The organism is Pseudomonadota bacterium, from assembly GCA_016195085.1.
Lineage (GTDB): Bacteria > Pseudomonadota > Alphaproteobacteria > SHVZ01 > SHVZ01 > JACQAG01.
Genome location: JACQAG010000063.1, coordinates 1 through 26,296 on the forward strand (window position 1 = coordinate 1; position 26,296 = coordinate 26,296).

Here is a 26,296-nt window from a genome sequence, read left to right on the forward strand (position 1 = left end):
AACGGGGCGTCAACAACCTCGCGCCCGACTACGAATATGTGCGGCTGTAGCCGCCGATCCGCATCGCGGGGAGCCATCTCGGAAGGCGAGTAGTCCAACGGAGCGTTGTTTCCCTCCGAGCTTGCAGCTATCGTCGGACCGGGCGTCGGTTCCGGCGCAAGGGAGGGCTTGTCCGATGCGCACAACCACATGGAATCTATGGCGATATGTATGGCGCTGCGGGGGCGCGGGGCTGGCCGCGGCGACGCTCCTTGGAATCGCCGCGGTTTCGGCGTCGGCCGCGGTTCCCGACATCCGCAGCAACGACAATCATCAAGCGGCCGGGAAGTTCGAGGGCGGCGTGCTGGCGCTTGCGCTCGAGACCGGGATCGGCACCTGGCGCGTTGACGGCGCGGATCGGCCGGGCGTGCCGATCCAGGCCTTTGCCGAGGTGGGACAGTCCCCGCAAGTTCCGGGCCCGCTCATCCGCGTGCCGGCCGGCACCGAAATCCGGCTTTCGGTCCGCAATGCGCTCGCCGATGCGCCGCTCACCCTCCACGGACTGTTCGACCGCCCGGCGGAGAGCGATCAGCCGCTGGTGGTGCCCTCCGGCGAGACCAAGATGGTCCGCTTTCGGCTGAGCACTCCCGGTACCTACTATTATTGGGGCTCGACGACCGGCAAGACGGTGGCGCAGCGCATGGGCGCCGACTCGCAGCTTTCCGGCGCCATCGTCGTCGATCCGCCCGGTGCCGCACCCGACCCCAAGGAAGAGGTCCTCGTCTTCACCGAATGGCTGGACGCCTATCGCACCAACGGCGCGCCAGTATTTCCGGCGGCCCTCGCGGTGGTCAATGGCCGGTCCTGGCCGGCGACCCAGCGGTTCGAATACACCCAGGGCGATACGGTCAAGTGGCGCTGGATCAACCTCTCCTTCGAAGACCATCCGCTCCACCTGCACGGCTTCTACTTCCGCCTCGATAGCCGCGGAGACGGGCTCGCCGACACGCTCGATCGCCAGACGCCGAGCCCGCGCGAAAACACCGTGCTGGTGCAGGCGGGCGAGACGCGCACGATCACCTGGGTCGCATCTCGCGCCGGCCAATGGCTGTTTCATTGCCACCACCCCTACCACGTTCGCTCGCACTTCCCGCTCGATCTCATGCAATCCCGGAGCGTTCCGTTCCGCGGCACGCCGGAATGGGAGGCTGCGCTCGCCCCGACGCACGAGATGGGCGGACTGGTGCTGGGCGTGACCATTCAGCCCAAGGGCGGAACCTACGCCATCCATGACCCAACACCTCGCCGGCGCGTCCTGCTAACGGCCGAGGAGGCGCCGGAGAGCACCTCCCAGATCAAGGCGTTCCGCTACGCGCTGGGCGACAAGCCGAGCGCCGCCGCATCGCCATCCCTGGGTCCGCCGATCGTGCTCACTCAGGGCGTGCCGGTGGCCATCACCGTCCGCAATCGGCTCCCCCAGGCGACCACCGTTCACTGGCACGGCATCGAGCTGGAGTCGGCATATTACGACGGCGTCGCGGAGTTCGGCGGCGACGGCAAGCGCCTGACTCCGATGATCCATCCCGGCCAGGAGTTCAAGGCGCTGTTCACGCCTCCGCGCCCCGGGACTTTCATCTATCACACGCACATGAACGATGTGGAGCAGCTCGAGGCCGGGCTCGCCGGCCCGCTCATCGTGCTGCCGCCCGGCGAGACCTTCGATTCCAAGCGCGACCACATCATCATGGTGACGACACCGCGGCCCTTTGCCGATCAGGGCAAGTTCGTGCTGGTGAACGGCGTCAATCCGCCGGCGCCGATCGAGCTCAAGACGGGCGCGCGGCATCGCTTCCGGCTGATCAATATGCATAGCTTCGAGGGCTACCTCACAGTCGAGGTAAAGCATGGCTCCCAGCCGATGCGGTGGCGGGCTCTGGCGAAGGATGGTCGGAGCCTGCCGAAGGTGCGTCAGACCTCGGGACCGGCGCGCCAGCTCGTGACCCAGGGCGAGACCTATGACTTCGAATTCGTCCCGTCAGCACCGGGCGACTACACCTTGGAGCTCTCCAATCAGCGCTTTCGCAAGGTGCTGAACACGGTCTCCTTGCACGTGTCGAAATCGGAGCCCGGCCCCGTGCGGAAATCATCGCTCCCCGCATCGGGATCGCTGGCCGCGTCCGGCGATTGGCCGCAGGGCGCGCTCTGCGCCCCGGGCTCAGCACCGATCGTGGCGCAAGGCGCGGGCGCGGCTCCGTCGATCGAGCAGGCACCGGTTCAGGGCGGCGGCACAAAGGCGGCAGGCCTCTGGCAGAGGCTGGTAGCCGGCGCCACCTTGCTTAGGTGACCGCGGCATCGGCCGCTCGCCGCACCTGCCTTTTGCGCTATAATGCGCGGCCTGCATCTGATTGGCGGGTCGCCGCGCCGGCAGGGCTGGATTCCCGATACGCCGCGGTCGATCGGTAGCCGAGGCACGGGAGCGATGGCGCCAAAGGAAGACTGGGTGATACCGCCGCCGCTGCGCCCGAACCCGAAGCAATTTGGGTTCGATGTGGGCTTGGCGCTGACGTCGGTCGTCGGCCTCCGTTCGGAGATCCCCGAGGACGCCTTCACCGCGGGCACGCTCGGCACGTTGCGCGAGGGCAACGGCGTCGTCATCGGCGCCGACGGGCTGGTGCTCACCATCGGCTATCTCATCCAAGAGGCCGAGACCATTTGGCTGACCGCGGAGGGCGGCCTCGTCGTGTCGGCCCACGTTGTCGGCTACGACCAGGAGACCGGCTTCGGCCTGGTGCAGGCGCTGGGGCGATTGCCGTTGCCGGCGCGCGAGCTCGGCGATTCCAGCGCAATCCGCGCCCGCGACGAGGTGATCGTGGCCGGGTCCGGCGGCATCGAACGGGCGCTCAGGGCCCGCGTCATCGGCAAGCGGGAATTCGCCGGCTACTGGGAATACCTCTTGGATGAGGCGGTCTTCACCGCGCCTGCGCATCCGAGCTGGGGCGGTGCCGCGGTCTTGGGCCAGGACGGGAGCCTGCTCGGGATCGGCTCGCTTCGGGTCGAGCATTCCGGCGGCGAGGGCAACCGGCACGACGTGAACATGATCGTGCCGATCGATCTGTTGAAGCCGGTGCTGGCCGATTTGCGGCAATTCGGCCGCCCGCAGCGCCCTTCGCGCCCTTGGCTTGGCATGTACACGATCGAGAACCAGGAACGCCTGGTCGTCGCCGGCGTCTCCGACGGCGGCCCGGCGCAACGCGCGGGCTTGCGCGTGGGCGACATCGTGAGCGCGGTCGCAGGCGAGCCCGTGACGAATTTGGCCTCGCTCTATCGGCGCCTGTGGAAGCTGGGGGAGGCCGGCGTCGCGGTCCCGATGGTGGTCGAGCGCGACGGAGTGTCGCTGGCGATGTCGGTCAAGTCGGCCAGCCGCACCAAGTTCCTGAAGTCTCCGCGTCTGCACTGAGCGGCGTCGCGGGAACCGCTTGCGCGACCGCCTCTCTTGCCACGATAGTGGCTGCAAGGGCGCGCGTCAGCCGCGCCCACGAAGAACACGCGATGGGAGGGAGTCATGGAGCGGACGTACCTATCCTTGGTCATGGCCGCGGCAATGCTCGCGGCCGTTCCGGCCGCGGCCGAAGAGCAGCCCAAGCGCGGCGGCACGCTCATCTACGCGGTCAACGCCGAGCCGCCCACCTACGACTGCCAGGGCACCACCACCTTCGCCGCCATTCAGACGCTCAATCCCAGCTACTCGCAGCTCCTGAAGTTCGATCCCGACAACTATCCCAATCTCAAGACCGACGTGGCCGAGAGCTACACGGTGGCGCCCGACAATCTCAGCGTCACCTTCAGGCTCAAATCCGGCATCAAGTTCCATGACGGCTCGCCCTTCACCTCCGAAGACGTGCGCGCCACCTTCGATCGCATCCGCAAGCCGCCCGAAGGCGTGGTTTCGGTGCGTCAGGCGGCCTTCGAGGACGTGGCATCGATCGAGACGCCGGATCCGCTGACGGTCGTCTTCAAGCTGTCGGCGCCGAGCGCCTCCATGCTGATGACCTTGGCCAGTCCGTGGAACTGCCTCTACAGCGCCGCCAAGCTCAGGGGCGACATCCATTATCCCGAGCGCAACGTGCTGGGCACCGGGCCCTTCCGCTTCGAGTCGCATGTGCGCGGCTCGCACTGGACCGGCATGCGCTTCGATGGCTATTTCGAGCCGGGCAAGCCCTATCTCGACGGCTTCCGCGTGCAGTTCATGACCGGAGCGCCGATGGTCAACGCGCTTCAGGGCGGTCAGATCCATGCCGAGTTTCGCGGCATCACCCCGGCCGAGCGCGATCGCCTGAAGGCGGCGCTCGGCGACAAGATCGTCATGACCGAGTCACCCTGGCTCTGCAAGTTCGACGTCTTCTTCAACAGCGAGAAGCCGCCCTACAACGATCCGCGGGTGCGCAAGGCGCTGTCGCTCGCCATCGATCGCTGGAAGGGGGCGGAGGCGCTGTCGCGCACGGCCTTCGTGCGCGCGGTGGGCTTGACCATCAGGCCCGGCCATCCCTTGGCGATTACCGAGCAGGAGCTGAAGGCCTTGCCCGGCTTCGGCCCGGATGGCGCGGCGGGGAAAGCCGAGGCGAAGCGCCTATTGAAGGAGGCCGGAGCCGAGAACCTCAAATTCAAGATGCTGAACCGCAACGTGCCGATGCCGTTCACGCCGGTCGCCATCTATCTCGTCGATCAGTGGCGCCAGATCGGCGTCACCGCCGAGAACAACCAGCTCGACGTCGCCCAGCAGAAGAGCACCTTCCTCGCCGGCAACTTCGAAGTGGGGCTGGACGCCACCTGCACCGATACGGATGAGCCCAACGCCGAGCTGCAGCTCTACATCTCCAGCGACCGCTCGCCCATCAACTTCAGCCGCTACCACGACCAGGCGATGGACGACCTCTTCGAGAAGCAGAAACGGGTCACCAGCGATGCCGAGCGGAAGCCGCTGTTGCGCCAGTTCGAGCGGCGCCTCATCGACCAGTCCTACACGGTGCCGATCGTGTGGTGGCACCGCATCGTCGCGCACAGTGCCGCTTTGAAGGGCTGGAAGATCACCCCCAGCCACTATCTGAATCAGGACCTAGCCGGCGTCTGGCTGGCAAATTAGCGCATAGAGCTTAGCTCCGGAGCCTCCAGCTCGCGCATTCCATGCCAGCGCTATCGCGCGGCATCGGCATCGGGAGAGCGGCATGAGACGGCGTGAATTCATGGGGCTGGTCGGCGGCGCGGCCGCCGGGCTGGCAACGCCGGCGCTGGCCGCGGACATCCCGGTCCGCATGACGGCGGGCTTGCGCGCCACCGGCCAATTCGTGGTTTGGCTCGGCACCGAAGCCGGCGTGTTCAAGAAGCATGGTTTGGACGCGACCATTCCCAAGCTCGAAGTGGGCGGCCCGGAGAGCGTCGCCGGTCTCCTGCGCGGCGATTGGGAGTTCATCCAGACCGGGGCCGCGCCGATGATTGAAGCGGTCTTGAAGGGCGCCGACGCGGTCATTCTCTTGAGAAACACCGATCCGCACGCGGGCATTTTCATCATGACCCGATCCGAGTTCACCGCGCTGGATCAGCTCGGCGGCAAGCGGGTCGGGGTTTTGACCAACACCGAGGTCGGGCAAACCGGCATCGTCACGCGCCAAACGCTGGGGAAGGCAGGGGTGACCGCCAGCTATGTCGGCCTTGGTACCTATCAGAACATCTACCGAGCGCTCGCCGCCGGCACGATCGATGCCGGCGCATTGCCGGTCGATCTCCGCTTTCCCGGGCAAGCGAAGTACGGCTGGCGCGCCTTCGAGGCAGACCGATCGGGCTTTGCCGCCCCTTCGGTCTTCGGCACGAGGCGCAGATCGATTGCCGCGAACCGGGAAACGGTATTGCGCGCGGTTCGGGGCTTCGTTGAAGCCATCCACGTGTTCAAGACGCGGCGCGACATCGTCGTGCCGATGCTGCAGCGCTATATGGGCATCGAGGACCGCCAAGCGGTCGAGGCTCTCTACGAGTTCTATGTCCCACTTTTCCCTAAGGTCCCGCGGCCGAGCTTCAGCGACTTTCAGTCCGTGAAGGACTATTTCTCGACCACGTTCCCGGCGGCGCGAGACCTCAAGGAGTCCGACATCGCCGATGCGTCTCTCATCGACGAGGTTGAGCGCAGCGGCTTCATCGACAAGCTCTATGCCTGAACCCGCCGGCTTTGGGTCAAACGTAGTTAGAGCTTGAACGGCCCTTCGCCCCCGGCCTGCGGCTCGGGCGGATTTGGTCCACGCGGCAGCCTGCGGATGATGATGTCGCCGTTCGGCAGCATCTCCGGCGCGGCGTATTGCGGGATGCGGTCGATCAGCACCCGCATGCCTTCGAGGATGCGTTCGGCCCCTTCGCGAATGATCTGCTGCGGGTCCTTCGAAGCCGACGGCGTTTCAGCGGTGGCGCCGCCGGCCGAGATCAAGGCTGCCAACAGAGCTGTCAAAGCGAGCTTGGGCATGGCTGCTTCCTCCCGCGAGCCATTCTAATCGTTTCGCAGCATTGGGGCAGCCTTTTGGCCGAGGGCATGCCAGGTGCCGGCGAGCCCGAGGGCGAGCGTGATCGCCAGCGCCACCAGCGTGCTGGACGCTACCGCATTGGGCGCGAACACGAAATCGCTGCGCATGAGCCGGGTGAGCACGAGATAGCCCACCACCGTGCCCAGGACCGAGGCGATGAGTGCCGCAATGAGGCCGAGGCAGCCATATTCCAGCAGGAACGCAGTCACCACCTCCCGGCGACGCGCGCCCAGGACCTTCAGCACGACGGCGTCATGGATGCGCGCATGCTGGCCGGCCATGACCGCGCCGGCGAGCACCAGTGCGCCTGCAAGCAAGGTCACCGCCGCGGTCAGCCTGATCGCGATCGCGATCGACTCCAAGATGCGGGCGGCGGCGTCCAGCGCGTCTTTGACGCGGATCGCCGAGACGTTGGGGAAGCGATCGCCGACGGCGTTGAGGAGCTCAGTCTCGGCCGTTTCGCTTGCGGCATGGACCGTGGCGATGTGGGTCTGCGGCGCGCCTTCGAGCGTTCCCGGCGCGAAGATGAAGGTGAAGTTCATGCCGAGGCTGCCCCAGTCGATGCTGCGGGTGTTGGCGATCCTCGCCTCGATCTCGCGGCCGAGAATGTTGAGGGTGATGGTGTCGCCGACGCCGACGCCGAAGCCCTTGGCGATGCCGTCATCGACCGAGATCAGGGGCGGTCCCTGGTAGTCGGGCGGCCACCACGTGCCTTCGGCGATCTTGGCACCGGGTGGCGGGGTGGCGGCATAGCTGAAGCCGCGGTCGCCGGCGACCGCCCAGCTGGCGTTGGGCTTGACCGGGGCCCGATCGGCGGTGATGCCGGCGATCCGGGCGATGCGGCCGCGCACCATCGGCGTGCGCTGCAGTCCCGACGCGCCGGGAGTGGCCGCCACCAGCCGGTCGAACGCGGCCACCTGGTCGGGCTGAATGTCGATGAAGAAGAAAGTGGGTGCCCGTTCCGGCAGCCGCTCGTGGATCTGGCGGGCGAGATTGGCCTCGATCAGCGCCACGGCGACCAGCACGGTCAAGCCCAGACCGAGGGAGAGCGCGATGGCGCCGGTGGGGGCACCTGGGCGATGCAAATTGGCGAGCGCCAAGCGCAGCATCGGCCGGCGCTGGTGGCCGAACCGGCGGGCGAGCGTCATCAACCCCCAGGCGGCACCGCGGAAGAGGATGACGGCGCCGATGGCGCCGGCGATGAAGTAGAGCGCCAGCGGCCGATCCAGGGACCGCCACAGGATGAGGAGAGCGAGGACGATTGCGGCCGCGGCGCTGGCAGCGAGATAGCCCCAGCGGGGCAGCCGATCGGGGGGCGAGACCACGGCGCGAAACAGGCCCGCCGGCATGACAGAGGCCGCCCGCGCCAGCGGCCAGAGGGTGAAGGCGAGCGTCGTCAACAGGCCGCAGGCGCCGGCCAGCAGCAGCGGCTCCCAATGCAGGCCGAGATCGGCGTTGACCGGCAGCACGCTCGCCAGGAGCCCGCGCGCCGCCCACGGTGCCAGCGCCCCCAGCGCGGTCCCGATGAGGACGCCAACGAGGGCCATGCCCATGATGAGGGCGAAGTACAGCCGAAACACCGTGCCCACGGTGGCGCCGAGGCATTTGAAAGTGGCGATGGTGGCGAGCTTCGCTTCGAGATGGCTCTTGACCGCATTGCCCACGCCGACGCCGCCGACGAGCAGGGCCGTCAGCCCCACCAGGCTCAGATATTGGGTGATGCGCTCGATGAACTGCCTGAGGCCCGGTGCCGCCTCGTCATAGCTGCGCACCCGCCATCCCGCCGTGGGGAAGGTGCCCTCGATCGTCGCCTTGAACGCCGGCGGGGCGATGCCGGCAGGGAGCTCGAGGCGGTAGTGGTGGCGGATCAGGCTGCCGGGGCGCATGAGCTCGGTCGAAGGCAAGCTCGCCGCCGCGACCAGCACCTGGGGACCGAAGTCGAAAAATCCGGTCGCCCGGTCCGGCTCGCGCCGGAGGATGGCGCTAACGCGATAGACGGCCTCGCCGATCTTGAGCCGGTCGCCGACGGTCAGATGCAGGCGGCTTTGCAACGCCGGCTCGATTGCAGCACCCCAGCCGCCGTCCGCCGCGGCCAAGAGCGAGGCCAGGCTCGAATTGGGCTCGGTCTCGACCGCACCCATCAGCGGATAGGCCTCGTCCACCCCCTTGAGCTCGATCAAGGTCCGCTCGCCGGCGGGGTTCTGCGCCATCGCCCGCATCTCGGTCGTGCTGGAAAGACGTCCTTGGCGCTCGAGCCAGGTCAACTCCTCCAGGCTCGCTTGGCGCTGCACCAGGCTTACCTCGATGTCGCCGCCCAACAGCGCGCGGGCATCGGCGGCAAGCCCGGCGACCAGTGCGGCCGAAACCGAGCCCACGGCCGCGATCGCCGCCACGCCCAAGGCGAGGCAGGCGAGAAACAGCCGCACGCCGCGAACCCCGCCGCGGAGCTCGCGCCACGCGAAGCGCAGGGAAAGGGGGAGGGCCGCCATGGGCTAACCGTTCCGTAACATTGGGGCGGCTTTCTGGCTGAGCGCGTGCCAGGTGCCGGCCACGCCGAGGCTAAGCGTGATTGCGAGCGCGAAGAGAACGGTCGATGCAACCGCGCTCGGGGTGAAAACGAATTCGCCATGCATAAGGCGGGTCACCACGAAATACCCGGCTGCCGTGCCAAGGGCGGCTCCGATCGAGGCGGCGAGCAGTCCGATGCAGCCATACTCCAGAAGCGCTGACGCCACCACCTCGCGCGGACGGACACCCAGAATCTTCAGCACCACGGCGTCACGCACGCGTGCCTTCCGACCGGTCATGATGGCACCGGCGAGCACCAGCGTTCCGGCCAGTAGCATCATTGCCGCCGCTATCCGTACGGCGACGTCAATGGATTCCAATAACCGATACTGCGCGCCGAGGACATCCCTGACGCGCACGGTAGGGACCTCCGGCAGGCGGTCGGCCAGTGCGCGTAGGAGCTGTCCCTCAACGGCTTCGCTTTCAGCGCTCACCGCTGCGACGTAGGTGTGGGGGACGCCCTCAAGCAGCCCGGGGGAGAAAATGAAGGCAAAGTTGGCATCGGAGCGGTCCCAGTCGATGCTGCGGGTATTGGCGATGCGCGCCTCGATTTCGCGACCGAGAATGCTGAACGTCATGGTGTCGCCAAGGGCGAGGCCGAAGCCGCGGGCGATTGCATCGTCGACCGAGACCAGGGGCGATGTTTGATTGGCGGTATCCCACCATTCGCCTTGGGCGAGTCTCGCGCCCATGGGCGCCACCGCGGCATAGCTCACACCAACCATATCAGGCGCCTTCTTATCGCCTTCGGCCTTGAATGGCGCGTCTGCTATAGGGACGCCGGCAATGCGGATAAGCCGGGCCCATAGCCACGGCGGTCGCTCGAGAATCGCGGCACCTTCGACCTCCCGCACGGTTCGGTCGAACTCGGCAACCTGGTCTGCGTGAATATCGTAGAAATAGAAACTCGGCATGTGCTCGGGAATGCGCTCCCGGATCTGTCCCAGCAAGTTGGTTTCGACGGAGCTCACGGCGACCAGTACCGTCAAACCGAGGCCGAGCGATACCGTGACTGAGCCGGTGGGCGCGCCCGGTCGATGGAGATTGGCGAACGCCAGGCGCAGCATGGGATTGTGTGTGCGAACGATCCGCCGTGCCACTGCCATGAGCCCCCGAGCCGCCGCCCCGAGCGTGACTACCACGCCGACAGCGGCGGCGATGAAATAGAGCGCCAATTTTCGGTCGCCGGCACTCCACACCACAATGCAGGCCAAGGCTGCCAAGGCCGCAGTGCTGACGGCCAGATAGCCCCAGCGAGACCGGTGACGAGGCGGTGCCACAACGGCGCGGAAGAGACTCGCCGGCCGAACGGACGTCGCTTCAGCGAGCGGCCAGAGCGCGAAGGCGAATGTGGTCAGCGCACCGCAAGCGCTTGCTAGCAGCAGCGGTTGCCAGTGCAAGCCCGGCTCGGGCTTGAGGGGCAACATGCTGGCGAATGGCTGAGCTGCAGCGATTGGTGCCAGCGCGCCTAACATTACGCCGATGGCGATGCCCGCGGTCGCCATTGCCAGTACCAGCGCCAGATTGACCCGAAGCACCAAGCCGGCGGACGCTCCGAGGCATTTCAGCGTGGCAATGGTCGTGACCTTGGATTCGAGATGGCTGCGCACCGCGGCTGCAATACCGACGCCACCGATAATGAGAGTACTCAGGCCGACAAGCGTCAGCAGTTGACCCATGCGCTGCATCGGCTGCCGCGCTTGGGTTATAAGCTCGTCGTATCGGTATAAGCGCCAGCCTGCGTCCGGGAAGGCGTCTTTTGCAGCGGTTCCGAATGCGGCCGGAGTGATCGCATCGGCGAAGACCAGCCTATAAAAATAGTGGATGAGGCTGTCCGGCCTGAGGAGCTGTGTTGACCTCAAGCTGGCCTCGGCCACGAGGATCGGCCGCCCCCAGGTGAGAAATACCCTCCAGTCCGGCTGATGGCGGATGATGGCTCGCACCTGATAGCTGGTCTCGCCGATCTTCAGCCTGTCGCCGAGCTTGAGCCCAAGCCGGGCCTGCAAGGCGGGTTCCACGGCGACACCCCAGCTACCATCGGCAAGAGCCAGTGCGGGCGCCAATGGCGATGCCGGTTCGAGCTCCAGACCACCCAGGAGCGGGTAAGTCTGGTCAACCGCCCAGATCTCGGCCAATGCCCGACCTCCGCCATTCTTCTCGGCCATGGACATCAGAGCGATCATGCTCGATAGGCGTCCTTTTTGCCTGAGCCAGGCCAGCTCGGTCTCGCTTGCCGGTCGCTGCACGAGGTGGATGCCGACATCGCCGCCAAGCAGCACGCGCGTCTGGCTCTCGACCGCATTTACCAACGCGGCCGAGAGCGATCCCACAGCGGCGATCGACGCAACGCCGAGGGCGAGGCAGGCAATGAACAGCCGCGCACCACGAATGCCGCCCCTGAGCTCGCGGAGCGTTAGACGAAGCGAGAGCGGCAGCCTGGTCAGGCGATACCCCGGCGCGCCGACACCGCATCGGCGCCTTCGCCATCGACCCTTCCATCGACCAGCCGGACGATCCGATCAGCCCGGGCCGCCAAGTCGCGATCGTGGGTGATGAGGATGAGGGTGGCGCCGGCGGTGCGCCGCTTCTCGAAGAGAAGGTCCATGACCTGCGCGCCGGTCGCGAGGTCGAGATTGCCGGTGGGCTCGTCGGCGAGCAGCAGCGGCGGCGAAGCGACGAACGCGCGGGCGAGCGCGACCCGCTGCTGCTCGCCGCCCGAGAGCTGGTCGGGGTAATGGGAAATCCGATGGGCAAGCCCGACCGAGGCGAGGCTCTGGGCGGCGCGTTCGAAGGCATCGGCGGCACCCGCGAGCTCGAGCGGGATTGCCACATTCTCCAAGGCGCTCATGGTCGGCACCAGATGGAAACTCTGGAACACGATGCCGATATGACGGCGGCGGAACAGGGCCAGCTCGTCCTCGCTCATCGCCGTTAGGTCCTGCCCGGCGATGACGACCTTGCCCGAGGTGGCTTTTTCCAGGCCGGCGGCTATCATCATCAAGGTCGATTTGCCGGCGCCCGAGGGTCCAACGATGGCAACAGCCTCGCCAGCCGCGATGGCCAAGTCCACACCGCGCAGGATGTGGACGATGCCCGCCGGGCTCGGCAGGCTCATCGCGAGCGCGCGAACGTCGAGAATGCTGGCGGGCGCGGGCGGAGGAGAATGGGTCATGGCAAGGCCTGGCCGGGTGCATTGTTACGAAAGAAGAGGGCGCGTTCCTGCGGCTCGAACTGGAAAAGGTGGGGCCGCGCGCGACCTTTTCAACGCTGCCACCCCCCGGAGAGGCTGGGCGCTGGGCTTGGCCGCCCTGTGGCTCGCCATGCTGCCTTTCGCCGCCGCGGAGGGCAAGACCGTGCGGCTCATGGCCTTGGGCGACAGCCTCACCGCCGGCTACGGCGTTGCCGCCGAGGATGCCTTTCCCGCCCAGCTCGAGCGCCGGCTGCGCGCCGCCGGCCTCGAGGTGACGGTCGTCAATGCCGGGGTGTCGGGCGATACGACCCAGGGGGGCCTCGCCCGGCTCGATTGGGCGCTCGCGGATAAGCCGGATCTGGCGCTGGTGGCGCTCGGCGCCAATGACGCGCTCCGCGGACTCGATCCGAAGCTCGCTTTTGCCAATCTCGATCGGATCCTCTCCCGGCTCGGCGAGCGCGGCGTGGGCGTGCTGCTGGTCGGCATGAAGGCGCCGCGCAATCTGGGCGAGGACTACGTCTCCGCCTTCGACGGCATCTATCCGAAGCTGGCCGCGGCGCACAAGGTGCCGCTCTATCCCTTCATGCTCGACGGCGTGGCGCTCGACCCCGCGCTCAACCAGGCCGACGGCATGCACCCCAATGCAAAGGGCGTGGCCGTGCTGGTCGAGCGCATGTTGCCCTCTGTGCGCCGTCTCATCGAGACGGCGGATTGAACGGGAGGAAGAAGCGATGATCGACTTCGCCTCTGCGCATGCCGAAGGGGAGGATTGGCGGAGGCTGGTGACGCATTGCCTGGAGCGCCTGGGATCGCTGCCGGCGAGCGCCAATCTGGGATTCGTCTACGCGACCGATGCCTTCGCCGGCGATTTTGCTGAGATTGTCGAGCAGCTCAAGCAATCGACCCGGATTCCAGCCTGGGTCGGAACCGTCGGCATCGGCGTGTCGGCGACACAGATCGAATCCTTCGACCGGCCGGCATTGTCGGTCATGGTCGCCTCGCTTCCCGAAGACGGCTTTCGCATCTTCTCCGAGGTCGAGCACGATCTTGGCGAATTCCGGCGCCGCCACGGCGCCTGGATCGCTCAGAAGCGCCCGAGCCTCGGCATCGTGCACGCCGATCCGCGCAACCAGCGCGTTGCGGAGCTGGTGCGGGCCCTCGCCGACGAGACGCCCTGCTTCCTGGCGGGAGGCCTCACCGCATCGCGCTCGAGCTTTCCCCAGGTGGCGGGCGGAATGACGTCGCGGGGGCTCTCTGGGGTGCTCTTTGCCGAGAGCGTCGAGGTCGCCTGCGGATTGAGCCAGGGTTGCTCGCCGATCGGTCCGGTGCGCACGGTGACCCAGGCCGAAGAGAACGTCATCATGGAGCTCGACGACGAGAACGCGCTCGAGGTCTTCAAGGAGGACATCGGCGAGGTGCTCGCCCGCGATCTCCGTCGCATCGGCGGCTATATCTACATCGCCTTTCCGGTGCCGGGATCGGACACCGGCGACTACACCGTGCGCAATCTCGTCGGCATCGATCCGAAAGAGGGCCATCTCGGCATCGGCGACTATGTCTCGACGGGCGACCGCATCGTCGTCTGCCGCAGGGATCGGCAAACCGCCGCCACCGACCTTCAGCGCATGCTGACCGGCCTCAAGCGGCGCGGCAATGCGCGCCCCCGGGGCGGCCTCTACTTCTCCTGCGTCGCCCGCGGCCCGAACATGTTCGGGCCCGATTCGGAGGAGCTGCGCAGCATCGCAGGCGAGCTCGGTGATTTCCCGCTGGTCGGCTTCTATGCCAATGGCGAGATCTCGCACAATCGGCTCTATGGCTATACCGGGGTGCTGGCGGTTTTCCTCTGAGGGGAGCCCGGAATCGCTTGCCCCGAGCCCGGCTCTTCAGAAGGGTTGATCCGGGGTGCCTCATCGGTGCATAAGCAGCACCCCAAATTGTGTGACCCACTCGGACGAGCGCCCCCATGCGTCTCTTTGTCGGTCTCCCGCTCCCCGAGGACGTGCGCGAGCGTTTGGCGGGGTTGTGCGCCGGCGTGCCCGGCGCGCGCTGGGTCCAGCCTGACATGTTCCACCTGACGCTGCGCTTCATCGGCGAGGTGGATGGCGGCTGGTTCGATGACATCGACGCGGCGCTCAGGACGGTGGCACCGCCGGCGTTCGAGCTGAACCTGCTCGGCGTCGGTCATTGGGAGCGCAAGGGCAAGGCTACGACCCTTTGGGCCGGCGTCGAAAAGAACGCCGCCCTGGTCCGGCTTCGCGACAAGGTCGAATCGGCGCTGGTCCGCCTCGGCCTCGAGCCGGAGGGCCGCAAATACGCCCCGCATGTGACCTTGGCGCGGCTGTACGACGCTACACCGGGCCGGGTCGTGCATTTCCTGGCCGATCACGGCCTGTTTCGCACGCGGCCCCTTCCGGTCGAGTCCTTCGCGCTGTTTTCCAGCTTCCTCTCCCATGGCGGCGCCATCTACACGCCGGAAGCGGAATACCCGCTGGTCCTGCCGCATGCCGCCTAGGCATGGAATCCCCCTCACCCAGCTTCGGGTAAGGCGTGGCTGGCACCACGCCAACCCTTCGCAACCCTCTCCCCCATTCGGGCGAGAGGGTAGGGTGAGGGGGATCTACCTAACCGCAAATTCGCTTTAGTCGAAGAACGCCTTGTCTTCGGCGGCGAGATGCTGCTTCGCCTTGGCCACGTCGAACTCCACCCCCAGGCCGGGCCGGTCCCAAACCTCGATGAAGCCGTCCTTGACGATCGGATCGGGCAAGCCCACGAGGACGTCGTACCACCATATTTGCTTGGCCGCCGGGTACTCGAAGGCGATGTAGTTGTCGGGGAGCGTGGCGGAGACCTGGACCAGGGCCGCCAGCCCGAGCGGTCCGTTGGCGGTGCCATGGGGCGCCATCAGGATGCCGTGCAGGTCGGCGTATTCCGCCACCCATTTCAGCTCCGCCAGCCCGCCCACGTCGCAGGGATCCGGGCCCACGACGTTGACCGCGTGACCCTCGATGAGCTGCTTGAAGTTTTGGCGAAGATAGATCTGCTCGCCGGTGTGGATCGGGGTGGAGGTGCTGCGGGTGACGTCCCGGTAGACGTCCGCATTGACGAATTGCGTGTAGTCGCCGGTGATCATGTCTTCCAGCCACATGAGATTGAGGGGCTCGAGCGCCCGAGCCAGCCGGATGGCATCCGGCACGGTGAAGCCCGGACCGCAGTCGAGCGCCAAACCGATCTCGTCGCCGAGGACCTCCTTCATCGCCTCCGCGCAGGCGACGATGTGCTTGAGGCCACGCTCGGTCAGCAGCCCGCGGTCGATGGCCCCGTGGAAGTTGCTGGGACGGTTCTCTCCGTAATGGAAGTTCGGGACTGCCCGCTTCATCTGGCTATGAAAGGCGATGCCCTGCTTGACGATGGTGAAGCCTTCCCGGGCCGCCTTCATGCGCTTGACTGACTCGGCGTAGTCCTCCGGCTGGAAGGATTTCATCGGCTCACGGACGGCACCGTTGTACACGCGCACGCGGTCGCGAACTTTACCGCCGAGCAGCTTGTATATCGGGACTCCCACCGCCTTGCCGGCCAGGTCCCACAGCGCGATCTCGACGGCGCTCACGGACGCCCCATAGGGCTTGAAGGCGCCGCGCTGGCGGATCTTCAGCATCGCCCGCTCGACATCGGTCGGGTCCAAGCCGATCAGCGCCGGCCGGAACTGCTCCACATAGGGCTTGATATAGGGCTTGGTGTGCTCCACCGGCCCCCAGCCATCGAGGCCGGCGTCGGTTGCGATGCGCACGACGGGATACTCGCCCAGCATGGCGCAGGAAATATTTCGGATCTTCATGCCGCTCGCCCACCCATCGCATTCATTCCTTCGTTCTCCTCGGCCGGTGTCGCGCCGCGTTATTCGTTCAGCCTAGTGTGCCGGTTCCGAAGTTCGCCGGCATCGCCGGCGCACTTCGGAACGATCGGCACACTTAATATTCAATAAGCTAGTGTCGACCTGAATCCGAAATTCGTGGTCACGAATTTCAGATTCGCGACACTAGCACGGCATGGCGGCGTATCCGTCACCAGCGCTGGCCCTGAATGAAGGCATTGGCCGCAGTCGCGAGGACATGGGCGTTCGCCGCCGCCGCCGCTTGCGTCTTGAGGGCATCCGTCTCGATCGGAGTGAAGCGGTCGAGCGGAACATAGCCGATCGATTTCCGGGCCGCGTCCAGGTCCCAGCGCATGCCGTCGTTTCGCGACATGAGGTTGAGCACGGCGAAGCGGAGCTGGGCGGGTGCCAGCACCGCCTTCTCGAAGCCCTGGCAGAGGTCCCGATCGGAGAGCCACATCCGCTGTCCCCAGAGTCCATAGCCCATGCGTGGACCCGGCTCGTTTACGCCACGCTGGCAGTAGCCGATGCGAAAGCAGATGACGGAGAGGCTGCCGCGCTCGCTGTAGGATCGGCCCAGGCGCTCGCCCACCAGCTTGGAGGCGCCATAGGCGTTGACCGGCGAGGGGGCTGCATCCTCCCGGAGCGGTCCCTCGCCGAACCGCTCGCCGGCCACGACCCAATTGGAGCTGGCGAAGATGAGCCGCCGCGCGCCCTGCCGCGCCGCTGCCTCGTACACATTGAAAAGAAGATCGATGTTGAGGCGCTGAATTGCAGCCCAGCTGGCGCTCGGGCTGGGATCGCCCGCAAGGTGGACGACCGCATCCGCCTCGGCGAAGCGCCCGACCCAGCGCTCGTCCCAGTGGGCGAGGTCGGCCACCTCGATGGCGGCGTCGCCCGCGTTGCTGACATCGAGGAGGGCCAGGGACCAGCCCAGCTGCTCGAAGTGCCGCCTGAGCTTGCTGCCGAGATTTCCAGCGGCACCGGTGATCACCACTTTTGTCACGGGAGACACCTGCCGATCCTACCAGTTCTGGAACGAGCCATCGCGGCGGCGGAGCACCGGCGGACCCCAGCTCTGGAACGCTTTCTCCGTCAGCAGCTTTTCATTCACGACCACGCCGAGCCCGGGACCCGTAGGCAGCGGAAAATGGATGCCGTCGGGAACGGCCCGTCCCTGAAACAGCTCGAGCTCGAGGGGCGGCGGCGGCCGAAACTTGAGCTGGTTGTATTCGAGCCAGGTGAAGTTCGGCACCGCGGCGGCGAGATGGATCGAGGCCATGGTGCAGATCGGGCCCAAGGGATTGTGCGGCAGCAGGTCGACATAATGCGCCTCGCACCAGCCTGCCACCTTCATCGCCTCGGTAAAGCCGCCGATGTTGCAGACATCGAGGCGCATGTACTGGGCGATCCCGCGCTCGATATAGGGGAGCGCCTGCCATTTCGAGGCGAACTCCTCGCCCAGCGCGAACGGGATCTCGGTCATCCGTCGGAGCGCCTCATAGGCCTCCGGCGTCTCGTCGCGCATCGGCTCTTCGAGGAAGTCCAGGGTTCCGCGCGGCAGTTTCTGGCAGAAGCTAGCGGTCTCGGTGAGAGACAGCCGGTGATGGAAATCGAGCCCGAGGACCAAGCCATCGCCGAGCGCCTCCCTGGCGCGGATCATCCAGGGTGCCGTTTGCGCGATGGCGAGCCAAGGTTCCGACACGCTCGCAGCCTCGCTCTCCCCATGCCCCTCGGCACGGCTCAAGCGGATCGCCGGAAAGCCGTCGGCCGCATACTCCTGCGCTTCCTCCAGCATGCGCGGGCCGGGCTGCGAGGCGGTGCTGGCGAGAATGGGCACACGGTCGCGGTGCTTGCCCCCCAGCAATTGGTAGATGGGGACGTTGAGGGCCTTGCCTTTGATGTCATAGAGGGCAATGTCGATCGCCGAGATCGCCGCCGTCAGCACCCTTCCGCCCTCGAAATACTGGCTGCGGTACAGCTCCTGCCACAAGGCCCCGATGCTGCGGGCGTCGCGCCCGATGAGCAGCTCGCGGTAGTGCTCGATCGCCCCCATGACCGCGCGCTCGCGTCCGGAGAGGCCGGATTCGCCCCAGCCGACCAGCCCGTCCTCGGTGGTCACCTTGACCAGCAACTGATTGCGGAAGCCGACCCAGACGGGAAATGCCTGGATATCGCGGATGGTGCTCAGGCCTCGCCTCCCCGTCTCGCTTCCGTGCCCCACGTCATGCGGACGCGAGCATCCTTGTTTCTTTACCTCGGAAGCGACTTCATTGACGCCGCCCGAGCCGGGCCCGTAGCATTTCTCGACGAAACCCCGGAGCATTGAATTTGAACGGTTGAGCCGGGCAAAGCAAGCAGAGCGCAGTCTGCCGACTTAGAACAAAGAGGGAGAGCAGGTGGTGATCCAGACAGCAGACATCCAGCGGCCGCCAAAGGACCTCGTCGCCGCGCTGGCGGCGGTCGGCGCCGCCACCGCCGCCGGCGAGCTCAACCGCATGGGCATCCGCAATGCGCATATCTGCGGTCCGGTTCCGCGCACCCCGGGAAAGGCCATCGCCGGCCCCGCGCTGACCCTGCAGTTCATGCCCAAGCGAGAGGATCTCTATGGCGAGGCCGAGTACACCGAGCCGGAGAAGCAGCTGCATCGGCACGCGCTCTATCATGCGCAGGAAGGCGACATCGTGGTCGTCGATGCCCGCGGCGACATGACCAGCGGCGTGTTCGGCGAGATGATACTGACCTATTTCATGGGCCGCGGCGGTGCGGGGGTCGTCATCGACGGCTGCATCCGCGACTTTCCCGCGGCGAAGGATCTGGACATCGGGCTGTGGTTGCGCGGCACGACCCCGAACTTCCATACCCAGACCAACATCTTCCCCTTCGCCGTCAACGTGCCGATCGCGTGCGGCAACGTGCTGGTGATGCCGGGGGACATCGTGATCGCCGACGACGACGGTTGCGTCGTGGTGCCGATCAAGCTGGCGCCCACCTTGCGGGAACGGGCCGGCCAGCATCACGAGTGGGAGGATTTTTCCAGGCTCAGGCTGTCGCAAGGGGGCGATCTCAGGAAATACTATCCGCTCTCCCAAGAGGCCGAGGCCGAATACCGGGAGTGGCGCAAGAAGAACCCGGCCTAGCCGGGCACAGGCGCTGATCTGGCGCAAATTTGTGCAGGCGGCTCGCCGGCGCTCGGCACGCGCTCCGGCGGGAGTGTCCATCCTTGACACCCTCAATTCGCGCGGCCGATACTGCAGGCAAAATAGCAACAATTCGACAACAAGATAGGGGGAACGTCCGTGGCAAAATCCCAAGATCGTGATCATTTTTCTCGTCCGGTCGGCCGCCGCGAATTCCTCGGCTATACCGCCGGCGCCGGCCTCGTCGCGGCGGGATTGTCCGCCGCCTCACGGGCAACCGCGCAGACGGCGCCGCTCGGCGTCGATGCCGCGAGCTGGACGCCCGACTACATCTCCAGCATCGCCGGCACGGTGGAGTTCGACACCGCGGCGGAATGCGCCAAGGTGGTGCCGCTCAACTACTCCGGCCGGGTGACCTATTGGTATGTCGGGCCGAACCAGGCCTCCCCGCAGATCGAGCACCAGATCGATGCGGAGTTCTGGGCGGCCTTTTCCAAGACCTATCCCAACATCAAGGTCGAGAAGCAGAATCTCGACTACAACGAGATGCTCAACAAGACGCGGACCGCCGCCCTCGGCAATGCCGCGCCGATGGTCGCCAAGTTCCCGATCCTCTGGGGCGTGGAGTTCGCCGCCAAGGGGCATCTGAAGCAGCTGTCGCCGGAGGATGTCGGCTTCCAGACCAGCGAGTTCTGGCCGGGCGCGATGAAATCCGTCACCTGGGGCGGCAAGACCTACGGCATTCCGACCAACAACGAAACCATGGCGTTGATCTGGAATGCTTCCCTGTTCAAGGAGGCCGGCCTCGAGCCGGAAGCGCCGCCGGCGACCTGGGACGATCTCGTCGTCTATTCGAAGCAGATCAAGCAGAAGACCGGCAAGAACGGCTACGGCTTGGTCGCCCGCGTCAATGCCGGCAACACGCCGTTCCGGTTCATGCCGCAATGCTGGGCCTATGGCGGCGGCGCCTTGGACGAGGCGGAAGGGAAGCCGACCTACAAGTCGGTCTACATCAACAACGCCGGTACCAAGGCGGCTCTCCAGGCCTCCTACGACATGTATGTCCGCGACAAGTCGGTGCCGACCTCGGCCTTGACCAACACCCAGACCGAGAATCAGGATCCGTTCATCGCCGGGCAATTGGCAATGATGATCAGCCATCCGAGCGAATACGCAGCCATGCTCGATCGCGCCAAGAAGGCGACGGGCGAGGACAAGAAGATCGCCGATGGGGTGGTGGCCAACATGCGCTATGGCCTCATTCCGAAGGGACCGGCCCGGCGCGCTGTGGTCTTCGGCGGCTCCAACGCGCATGTCTTCAATCCGAACGTGGTCGACGGCAAGCTCGACCTCGACGCGGCCCGTGCGCTCATCGCGTTTGCGACCGGCCCGGAGTGGTCGACCAAGCTCGCCTGGGTCAGCTCGAACCCAGGCAATGTCCGGGGCTTCCGCTCGAAGTGGATGAAGCAGCGCCTGGCCGAGATCAAGTTCCTGAACGTGACGACCTCGATGCTGCCGAACGGCGTGCCGTTCCCGGTGGTGCCGGAGTCCTCCGAGATCATGAACATCATCGTGCCGAACATGCTGCAGAACGCGCTGACGCAGAAGATGACCGTGGCGGCCGCCGCCGACGATGCGGCCAAGCAGATCAAGGGGATTCTGAAAGACCTGTAGTCATCCGTCCGGTGCCGCCCGCTTCTCGCGGTAAAGGGGGAGAGCGGAGTGGCGATCGTCGTTGACGAGGCTAAGGCGCCGCCTGCGGATCGCGGGCGGCGCCAGCCGCCCAACCTCCTCCGCCGGATCGCCCGCCACTGGGCCGACTATCTCTACATCCTGCCGGCGCTGGGGGTGATGCTGCTGGTGATCGGCTATCCGGTCTACTTCACCGTCTACCTCTCCTTCTTCGATACGCCGCCCAGTCTCTCCATGGACGACAAGATCTTCGTCGGCCTCGACAACTACGGCCGTGTGCTCGCCAGCGAGAGCTTCCGCGAGGTGACGCTGAACACGATGGTGTGGACCTTGTTTTCGACCCTCTTCGCCTTCATCCTCGGCTTCGGCGCGGCCTTGGCGCTCAATCGGCAGTTCGTCGGCCGGGGCATCTTGCGCGGCATCCTGTTGATCCCCTACGTCATCAGCGCGGTCGCCGCCGCCTATATCTGGCGCTGGCTCTACCACAGCGATTTCGGCGTCATCGGCGCCTTGTCGGTGGCTCTCGGCCTCACCGACGGGCAGATCAACTTCCTCGACAATGTCGAGCGGGTGATGGCCTCGCTGATCGTGGTCAATGTCTGGAAGGAGTTCTCCTTCGCCATGATCATGATGCTGGCAGGCCTGCAGACGGTGCCCGATCAGCTGCACCGGGCGGCCCAGGTCGACGGCGCCAGCCCCTGGCAGCGCTTCTGGCACGTGACCGTTCCGCATCTGAAGGGTGTGACCTTGGTGACCGTGCTCCTTCTGCTGGTCGCCAATCTCAATTCCTTCACCATTCCCTACATCATGACCGGCGGCGGTCCGGCGGGCGCCTCGGAGATCTGGATCACCCAGATCTATCAGCTGGCCTTCGGGCGCATCCGCTTCGGGCTGGCTTCGGCCTATTCCGTCATCCTCTTCATCGTGATGATGACCTTGGGCTATTTCTACGTGCGCGCGCTGACGCGTGGCGACGAGCGGGGTGCAGGATGAGCGTTGCCGCTCCGGCCCAAACCGCGTTCGACCGCGGGCGCCCGAAGCGGCGCCGCATGACCGACGGCTGGAGCATCGCCGGGGCGGTGCTCCTCGGTTTCCTCACCCTCTTCGCCATTCTGCCGATGGTCTGGATGCTGCTGACGTCGTTGAAGACGCAGTTCGCCGCCGTCCAGTATCCGCCGGTCTGGTTCCCCAAGACGGTAACCTTCGACCAGTACTGGCGCCTGTTGTCGCCCACGAGCGAGGTCGGTCGGGATTTTCTCCGCTACCTCCTCAACAGCATTTGGGTCTCCACCGCTACGACCGTGCTCGGTGTCGTCGTCGCCGTGCCGGCCGCCTATGCCTTCTCCCGGTTCCGCTTCCCCGGACGCCATCTGCTGTTCTACTCGGTGCTGCTGCGCAACATGTTCCCGGCGGTGGTTTTCCTGATGCCGCTTTTCATCATGATGCGCTGGCTGCGCCTGGTGAACACCGAGGCCTCGCTGATCCTCACATACCTCACCTTCGGCCTGCCCTTGTCGATCTGGCTCTTGAAGGGCTTCTACGACAACATCCCGGTCGAGCTGGAGCAGGCGGCGCGGATCGATGGGGCATCCCGCTTCCAGGCCTTCATCCAGGTGGTGATGCCGTTGTCCTCGCCCGGGATCATCGCCACCGCCATCTATTCGTTCATTCTCGCCTGGAACGAGTACGTCTATGCGCTGACCTTCCTCAACGACAAGAGCAAGCTCACGCTCTCGGTCGGCCTGCAGCGCTTCTTCACCGAATACGCGACCAACTGGCCGGGACTGATGGCCGCCTCGTTCATCATGAGTGTGCCGGTGGTCGTGGCCTTCCTCATCCTGCAGAAGTATTTCGTGCGCGCGCTGACCGAAGGCGCGATCAAGGCTTAGGTCGCCCCACGATCCCGGACGGGGCCTCGAAGGCCCGGCGCCGGTTCGAGAGGAATTGATGGCAGAAGTCGTGCTGCGTGACGTGGTCAAGACCTATGGCAGCTTCCATGCCGTCGATCACGTATCGCTGACGGTGGCGGATGGCGAGTTCGTGGCCCTGGTGGGCCCGTCCGGCTGCGGCAAGACGACGACCCTCAATCTCGTCGCCGGCTTGATCGAACTCAGCGACGGCGACATCTTCATCGGCGACCGGCTGGTCAACGACCTCGATCCCAAGGATCGCGACGTCGCCATGGTCTTCCAGAACTACGCGCTCTACCCCAACAAGACGGTGTTCAAGAACCTCGCCTTTCCCTTGAAGATGCGGAAGATGGCGAATTCCGAGATCGAGCAGAAGGTGAGGGAAGCCGCCAAGGTTCTCGACATCGGGCATCTCTTGGAGCGCCGCCCGCGTGAGCTTTCCGGCGGCCAGCAGCAGCGTGTGGCGCTCGGCCGCGCGCTGGTCCGCGATCCGCGCGTCTTCCTCATGGATGAGCCCTTGTCGAACCTGGATGCGAAGCTGAGAGTGCAGATGCGCGCCGAGCTGAAACGCTTTCACCAGGATCTGAAGGCAACCGTCATCTACGTGACCCATGACCAGCTCGAGGCCGTGACCATGGCCGACCGGATGGCGGTGATGAATGGCGGGGTCCTGCAGCAATACGACACCCCCGAGCGGGTGTTCGAGTCCCCGGTCAACATCTTCGTCGCAGGCTTCATCGGCAGCCCGCCGATGAATCTCCTGAATGCCAAGGTCGTCGGCAACGCCGCCAGTGCCGCCCTGGAGAGCGAGGATGGCTGGCGCTACGCGTTGTCGCCGGCGAACGCGCGAAAGGCGCTGGCCTCCACCTCCGGCGAGGTCGTCCTTGGCGCCAGGCACAGCACGATCCGGCTCCACAAAGAGGCAACGCCCGGCACGATTGCGGGCCGCGTCTACACGGTCGAGCCGACCGGGGATATCACCTATGCGCATGTCTCGCTCGGCTCGGCTATCATCATCGTGAGCGTCGCTCCCGATGTGCGCTTGAGCTCGGATGACCAGGTTTGGATCGAGTTCCATAAGGAAAAGCTGCATCTCTTCGATCGCAAGACCGGTCAGGTCTTGTCCCAGGCTTGAGTGCCGGGCGGTGCGGCGGCGGCATGAAAGGTGACGACCGGTGAAGATCACGAATCTCAGAACTGCGGTGATCAGGGGGAATTTCCCCTGGGTCTTGGTCAAGGTCGAGACCGATGCGGGTATAACCGGCCTCGGCGAGGCCTATTGGGGTGCCGGAGTGGCCGAGCTCGTGCACCGCGCGAAGCCGCTTCTGATCGGCGAAGACCCCACGAATATCTCGAGGCTGGTCGAGGTGATGATCCGCTGCCTGTCGGGCGAGGGCTCCCAGGCGGGTGCGACGGTGACCGCCATCAGCGGCATCGAGATCGCGCTGTGGGACCTCCTCGGCCGCGCGCTGAAGACGCCGATCTCCACCTTCTTCGGCGGGCGCTTCCGCGACAAGATCCGGATCTACGCCGATTGTCACGCCGGGGCCACGCCCGATCCGGCCGACTATGCCAAGAAGGCGCGCGCGGTGGTCAAGAACGGGTTCAGCGCCATCAAGTTCGATCTGGATACGAAGAATCCCTACACCATCGACATCAGCGAGGATCCGCATCCGCGGCGCCAGTGGTTCGAGCCGTTCAACCGCACCATCGGCTCCCAAGAGATGGCGTGGATGGTCGATGTCGTCCGCGCCGTTCGGGACGCGGTCGGCCCGCACATCATGGTCGCCATGGACGCCCATTGGAAATTCGGCGTCAATGACGCGATCAAGCTCGCCCAGGCGCTCGAGCCCTTCGACCTCTTGTGGCTGGAGGATCCCGTGCCGCCGGAGAACATCGAGGCGCAGCGCCACGTGACGCACAGCACCCGCACGCCCATCTGCACCGGCGAGAATCTCTATCGCAAGCACGGCTATCGCGAGCTCATTGAAAAGCAGGCGGCGCGCATCATCGCCCCCGACATTCCGAAGATGGGCGGGTTGGCCGAGGCCAAGAAGGTCGCCGATCACGCCGACCTCTATTACATCCCGATCGCGCCCCACAATGTCGCGAGCCCGATCGGCACCGTCGCCGGAGCGCATGTCTGCGCCGCCATGAACAACTTCCTGGTCATGGAATTCCACGCTCAAGATGTCCCATGGTGGGACGATCTGGTGGTGGGCGGACCCACGATCGTCAACGGCTACATTCATCTGAACGATAGCCCCGGTCACGGCCTGACCTTGAACGAGGACGTGGCGCGGGCGCACCTCAAGCCCGGATCGAGCTTCTTCGGCGACGAGGCCTATGCGTAGTACCGGGAATCGCAAGTGCGCGAGATACCCCCCTCCCTATCCCTCCCCCGCAAGGGGGGAGGGAATACAGGGCGGCGCACTTGGTTACCCCCTCCGCCTCGACGGGGGAGGGTTGGGGAGGGGGTGACTCCAGAATCTGCGATCTTTGGCACTAACCAACCGCACGCCTGATAATGACCGTGGTGCCCGACGGTCCGATCGTCGTCTTGACCGGGGCCGGCATCAGCCGCGAATCCGGACTCCACACTTTCCGCGACGCCGACGGCATCTGGGCCACGGTCAGGGTCGAGGATGTGGCCACACCGGAGGCCTTCGCCCGCGATCCCAAGCGGGTTCAGGAATTCTACAATGCGCGCCGCCGGAGCCTGGTCGATCCCAAGATCCAGCCGAATGCCGCGCATCTGGCGCTCGCCAAGCTCGAACGCGCATGGCCGGGCCCGGTCAAGGTGGTGACCCAGAATATCGACGATCTGCACGAGCGCGCCGGCACCAAGGATCTCATCCACATGCATGGCGAGCTCCTGAAGGCGCGCTGCCTTGGCTGCGATGCCGTCTTCTCCTGGAAGCTCGATATCGCGGCAGGCAGCCTCTGCCCGGAGTGCGCCGCCCGCGGCCGCCTCCGCCCGCATGTAGTCTGGTTCGGAGAGATGCCGCTCGCCATGGAGGCGATCGATGAGGCGCTCGCCCGCTGCGCGCTCTTCCTCTCCATCGGCACCTCAGGCAACGTCTATCCGGCGGCGGGTTTCGTCGATCAGGTCAACCGCCGGGGAAAGGCGCACACGGTCGAGCTCAACCTCGAGCCGTCGCAAGGCGCCTCGGCCTTTGCCGAATGCATCCACGGTCCGGCGACCGAGTTGGTTCCGCGCTTCGTCGATCGCTTGCTGGCAGGCTAGCCGATCTTCGCGGATTGGCGATGTTTGAAGGTTCCAAGTGATTGATTTTGCTGAGGCTGGATATTGCAGGTCTGCACTACAACGGCTTTGGCGGCGGAGCCTGGGCGGCGGTGATTCTAGGCGGGCGCTGCGGGGG

21 protein-coding genes are annotated in these 26,296 nt (G+C 65.8%); 14 read left to right on the forward strand and 7 right to left on the reverse strand.

The window, feature by feature from the left end:
- Nucleotides 1-175 precede the first annotated feature (175 nt).
- From HY058_18270 to HY058_18285, 4 genes are all read left to right on the forward strand, one after another.
- The gene (locus tag HY058_18270; GenBank protein MBI3499245.1) at nt 176-2,323 is read left to right on the forward strand and encodes a multicopper oxidase domain-containing protein; all 2,148 of its coding nucleotides are present in this window, start codon (nt 176-178) and stop codon (nt 2,321-2,323) included.
- 135 nt (nt 2,324-2,458) lie between these two features.
- Complete coding sequence (locus HY058_18275; protein MBI3499246.1) at nt 2,459-3,436, forward strand: serine protease; 978 nt, start codon at nt 2,459-2,461, stop codon at nt 3,434-3,436.
- Between the two features lie 105 nt (nt 3,437-3,541).
- Nucleotides 3,542-5,119 carry an ABC transporter substrate-binding protein gene (locus tag HY058_18280; GenBank protein MBI3499247.1) on the forward strand — a complete coding sequence of 526 codons (1,578 nt, stop codon included), beginning with the start codon at nt 3,542-3,544 and terminating at the stop codon, nt 5,117-5,119.
- Between the two features lie 82 nt (nt 5,120-5,201).
- Nucleotides 5,202-6,185, forward strand: coding sequence for an ABC transporter substrate-binding protein (locus tag HY058_18285; GenBank protein MBI3499248.1), 984 nt, complete (start codon nt 5,202-5,204; stop codon nt 6,183-6,185).
- A 26-nt stretch (nt 6,186-6,211) separates the two neighbouring features.
- On the opposite strand, the gene HY058_18290 is transcribed toward HY058_18285, so the two are convergent.
- The 4 genes from HY058_18290 to HY058_18305 form a co-directional block, all read right to left on the reverse strand.
- Nucleotides 6,212-6,460, reverse strand: a complete 249-nt coding sequence (locus HY058_18290; protein MBI3499249.1) for a hypothetical protein — start codon at nt 6,458-6,460, stop codon at nt 6,212-6,214.
- A gap of 48 nt (nt 6,461-6,508) precedes the next feature.
- Nucleotides 6,509-9,031, reverse strand: coding sequence for an ABC transporter permease (locus tag HY058_18295; GenBank protein ID MBI3499250.1), 2,523 nt, complete (start codon nt 9,029-9,031; stop codon nt 6,509-6,511).
- A 3-nt stretch (nt 9,032-9,034) separates the two neighbouring features.
- Nucleotides 9,035-11,440, reverse strand: coding sequence for an FtsX-like permease family protein (locus HY058_18300; protein ID MBI3499251.1), 2,406 nt, complete (start codon nt 11,438-11,440; stop codon nt 9,035-9,037).
- Between the two features lie 110 nt (nt 11,441-11,550).
- Nucleotides 11,551-12,225 carry an ABC transporter ATP-binding protein gene (locus HY058_18305; protein MBI3499252.1) on the reverse strand — a complete coding sequence of 225 codons (675 nt, stop codon included), beginning with the start codon at nt 12,223-12,225 and terminating at the stop codon, nt 11,551-11,553.
- 205 nt (nt 12,226-12,430) lie between these two features.
- On the opposite strand from HY058_18305, the gene HY058_18310 reads away from it, so the two are divergent.
- From HY058_18310 to thpR, 3 genes are all read left to right on the forward strand, one after another.
- On the forward strand, nt 12,431-13,015 hold the full coding sequence (locus tag HY058_18310; GenBank protein MBI3499253.1) for an arylesterase: 585 nt from the start codon (nt 12,431-12,433) through the stop codon (nt 13,013-13,015).
- A gap of 16 nt (nt 13,016-13,031) precedes the next feature.
- Nucleotides 13,032-14,147, forward strand: coding sequence for an FIST C-terminal domain-containing protein (locus HY058_18315; GenBank protein MBI3499254.1), 1,116 nt, complete (start codon nt 13,032-13,034; stop codon nt 14,145-14,147).
- A gap of 116 nt (nt 14,148-14,263) precedes the next feature.
- Nucleotides 14,264-14,812 carry an RNA 2',3'-cyclic phosphodiesterase gene (thpR, locus tag HY058_18320; GenBank protein ID MBI3499255.1) on the forward strand — a complete coding sequence of 183 codons (549 nt, stop codon included), beginning with the start codon at nt 14,264-14,266 and terminating at the stop codon, nt 14,810-14,812.
- Between the two features lie 126 nt (nt 14,813-14,938).
- Here thpR and HY058_18325 read toward each other — a convergent pair whose 3' ends face one another.
- From HY058_18325 to HY058_18335, 3 genes are all read right to left on the reverse strand, one after another.
- Nucleotides 14,939-16,135 (reverse strand): mandelate racemase/muconate lactonizing enzyme family protein, encoded by a 1,197-nt coding sequence (locus HY058_18325; protein ID MBI3499256.1) that lies wholly within the window; start codon nt 16,133-16,135, stop codon nt 14,939-14,941.
- Nucleotides 16,136-16,361: 226 nt separating this feature from the next.
- Nucleotides 16,362-17,186 carry an NAD(P)-dependent oxidoreductase gene (locus HY058_18330; protein ID MBI3499257.1) on the reverse strand — a complete coding sequence of 275 codons (825 nt, stop codon included), beginning with the start codon at nt 17,184-17,186 and terminating at the stop codon, nt 16,362-16,364.
- 9 nt (nt 17,187-17,195) lie between these two features.
- Complete coding sequence (locus HY058_18335; protein MBI3499258.1) at nt 17,196-18,497, reverse strand: mandelate racemase/muconate lactonizing enzyme family protein; 1,302 nt, start codon at nt 18,495-18,497, stop codon at nt 17,196-17,198.
- Between the two features lie 76 nt (nt 18,498-18,573).
- On the opposite strand from HY058_18335, the gene HY058_18340 reads away from it, so the two are divergent.
- The 7 genes from HY058_18340 to cobB all read left to right on the forward strand — a co-directional run bounded on the left by HY058_18340 (nt 18,574) and on the right by cobB (nt 26,160).
- Nucleotides 18,574-19,311, forward strand: coding sequence for a ribonuclease activity regulator RraA (locus HY058_18340; protein ID MBI3499259.1), 738 nt, complete (start codon nt 18,574-18,576; stop codon nt 19,309-19,311).
- A gap of 255 nt (nt 19,312-19,566) precedes the next feature.
- The gene (locus tag HY058_18345) at nt 19,567-20,985 is read left to right on the forward strand and encodes a sugar ABC transporter substrate-binding protein (protein ID MBI3499260.1); all 1,419 of its coding nucleotides are present in this window, start codon (nt 19,567-19,569) and stop codon (nt 20,983-20,985) included.
- Between the two features lie 177 nt (nt 20,986-21,162).
- Nucleotides 21,163-21,996, forward strand: coding sequence for a sugar ABC transporter permease (locus HY058_18350; protein ID MBI3499261.1), 834 nt, complete (start codon nt 21,163-21,165; stop codon nt 21,994-21,996).
- On the forward strand, nt 21,993-22,892 hold the full coding sequence (locus HY058_18355) for a carbohydrate ABC transporter permease (GenBank protein ID MBI3499262.1): 900 nt from the start codon (nt 21,993-21,995) through the stop codon (nt 22,890-22,892). Before HY058_18350 ends, HY058_18355 begins: the two co-directional genes overlap by 4 nt.
- Nucleotides 22,893-22,950: 58 nt before the next feature.
- On the forward strand, nt 22,951-24,048 hold the full coding sequence (locus tag HY058_18360; protein ID MBI3499263.1) for an ABC transporter ATP-binding protein: 1,098 nt from the start codon (nt 22,951-22,953) through the stop codon (nt 24,046-24,048).
- Nucleotides 24,049-24,088: 40 nt separating this feature from the next.
- On the forward strand, nt 24,089-25,267 hold the full coding sequence (locus HY058_18365) for a mandelate racemase/muconate lactonizing enzyme family protein (GenBank protein ID MBI3499264.1): 1,179 nt from the start codon (nt 24,089-24,091) through the stop codon (nt 25,265-25,267).
- Between the two features lie 173 nt (nt 25,268-25,440).
- Complete coding sequence (gene cobB / locus HY058_18370) at nt 25,441-26,160, forward strand: NAD-dependent protein deacylase (GenBank protein ID MBI3499265.1); 720 nt, start codon at nt 25,441-25,443, stop codon at nt 26,158-26,160.
- Nucleotides 26,161-26,296: the final 136 nt, after the last annotated feature.

Excerpts from the sequence above, each read along its gene's own strand:
- HY058_18270 (MBI3499245.1), top strand. The coding sequence starts at position 176 with ATGCGCACAACCACATGGAATCTATGGCGATATGTATGGCGCTGCGGG.
- HY058_18275 (MBI3499246.1), top strand. The coding sequence starts at position 2,459 with ATGGCGCCAAAGGAAGACTGGGTGATACCGCCGCCGCTGCGCCCGAAC.
- HY058_18280 (MBI3499247.1), top strand. The coding sequence starts at position 3,542 with ATGGAGCGGACGTACCTATCCTTGGTCATGGCCGCGGCAATGCTCGCG.
- HY058_18285 (MBI3499248.1), top strand. The coding sequence starts at position 5,202 with ATGAGACGGCGTGAATTCATGGGGCTGGTCGGCGGCGCGGCCGCCGGG.
- HY058_18295 (MBI3499250.1), bottom strand. The coding sequence starts at position 9,031 with ATGGCGGCCCTCCCCCTTTCCCTGCGCTTCGCGTGGCGCGAGCTCCGC.
- HY058_18305 (MBI3499252.1), bottom strand. The coding sequence starts at position 12,225 with ATGAGCCTGCCGAGCCCGGCGGGCATCGTCCACATCCTGCGCGGTGTG.
- HY058_18310 (MBI3499253.1), top strand. The coding sequence starts at position 12,431 with ATGCTGCCTTTCGCCGCCGCGGAGGGCAAGACCGTGCGGCTCATGGCC.
- HY058_18315 (MBI3499254.1), top strand. The coding sequence starts at position 13,032 with ATGATCGACTTCGCCTCTGCGCATGCCGAAGGGGAGGATTGGCGGAGG.
- thpR (MBI3499255.1), top strand. The coding sequence starts at position 14,264 with ATGCGTCTCTTTGTCGGTCTCCCGCTCCCCGAGGACGTGCGCGAGCGT.
- HY058_18325 (MBI3499256.1), bottom strand. The coding sequence starts at position 16,135 with ATGAAGATCCGAAATATTTCCTGCGCCATGCTGGGCGAGTATCCCGTC.
- HY058_18335 (MBI3499258.1), bottom strand. The coding sequence starts at position 18,497 with ATGCTCCGGGGTTTCGTCGAGAAATGCTACGGGCCCGGCTCGGGCGGC.
- HY058_18350 (MBI3499261.1), top strand. The coding sequence starts at position 21,163 with ATGCTGCTGGTGATCGGCTATCCGGTCTACTTCACCGTCTACCTCTCC.
- HY058_18355 (MBI3499262.1), top strand. The coding sequence starts at position 21,993 with ATGAGCGTTGCCGCTCCGGCCCAAACCGCGTTCGACCGCGGGCGCCCG.
- HY058_18360 (MBI3499263.1), top strand. The coding sequence starts at position 22,951 with ATGGCAGAAGTCGTGCTGCGTGACGTGGTCAAGACCTATGGCAGCTTC.
- cobB (MBI3499265.1), top strand. The coding sequence starts at position 25,441 with ATGACCGTGGTGCCCGACGGTCCGATCGTCGTCTTGACCGGGGCCGGC.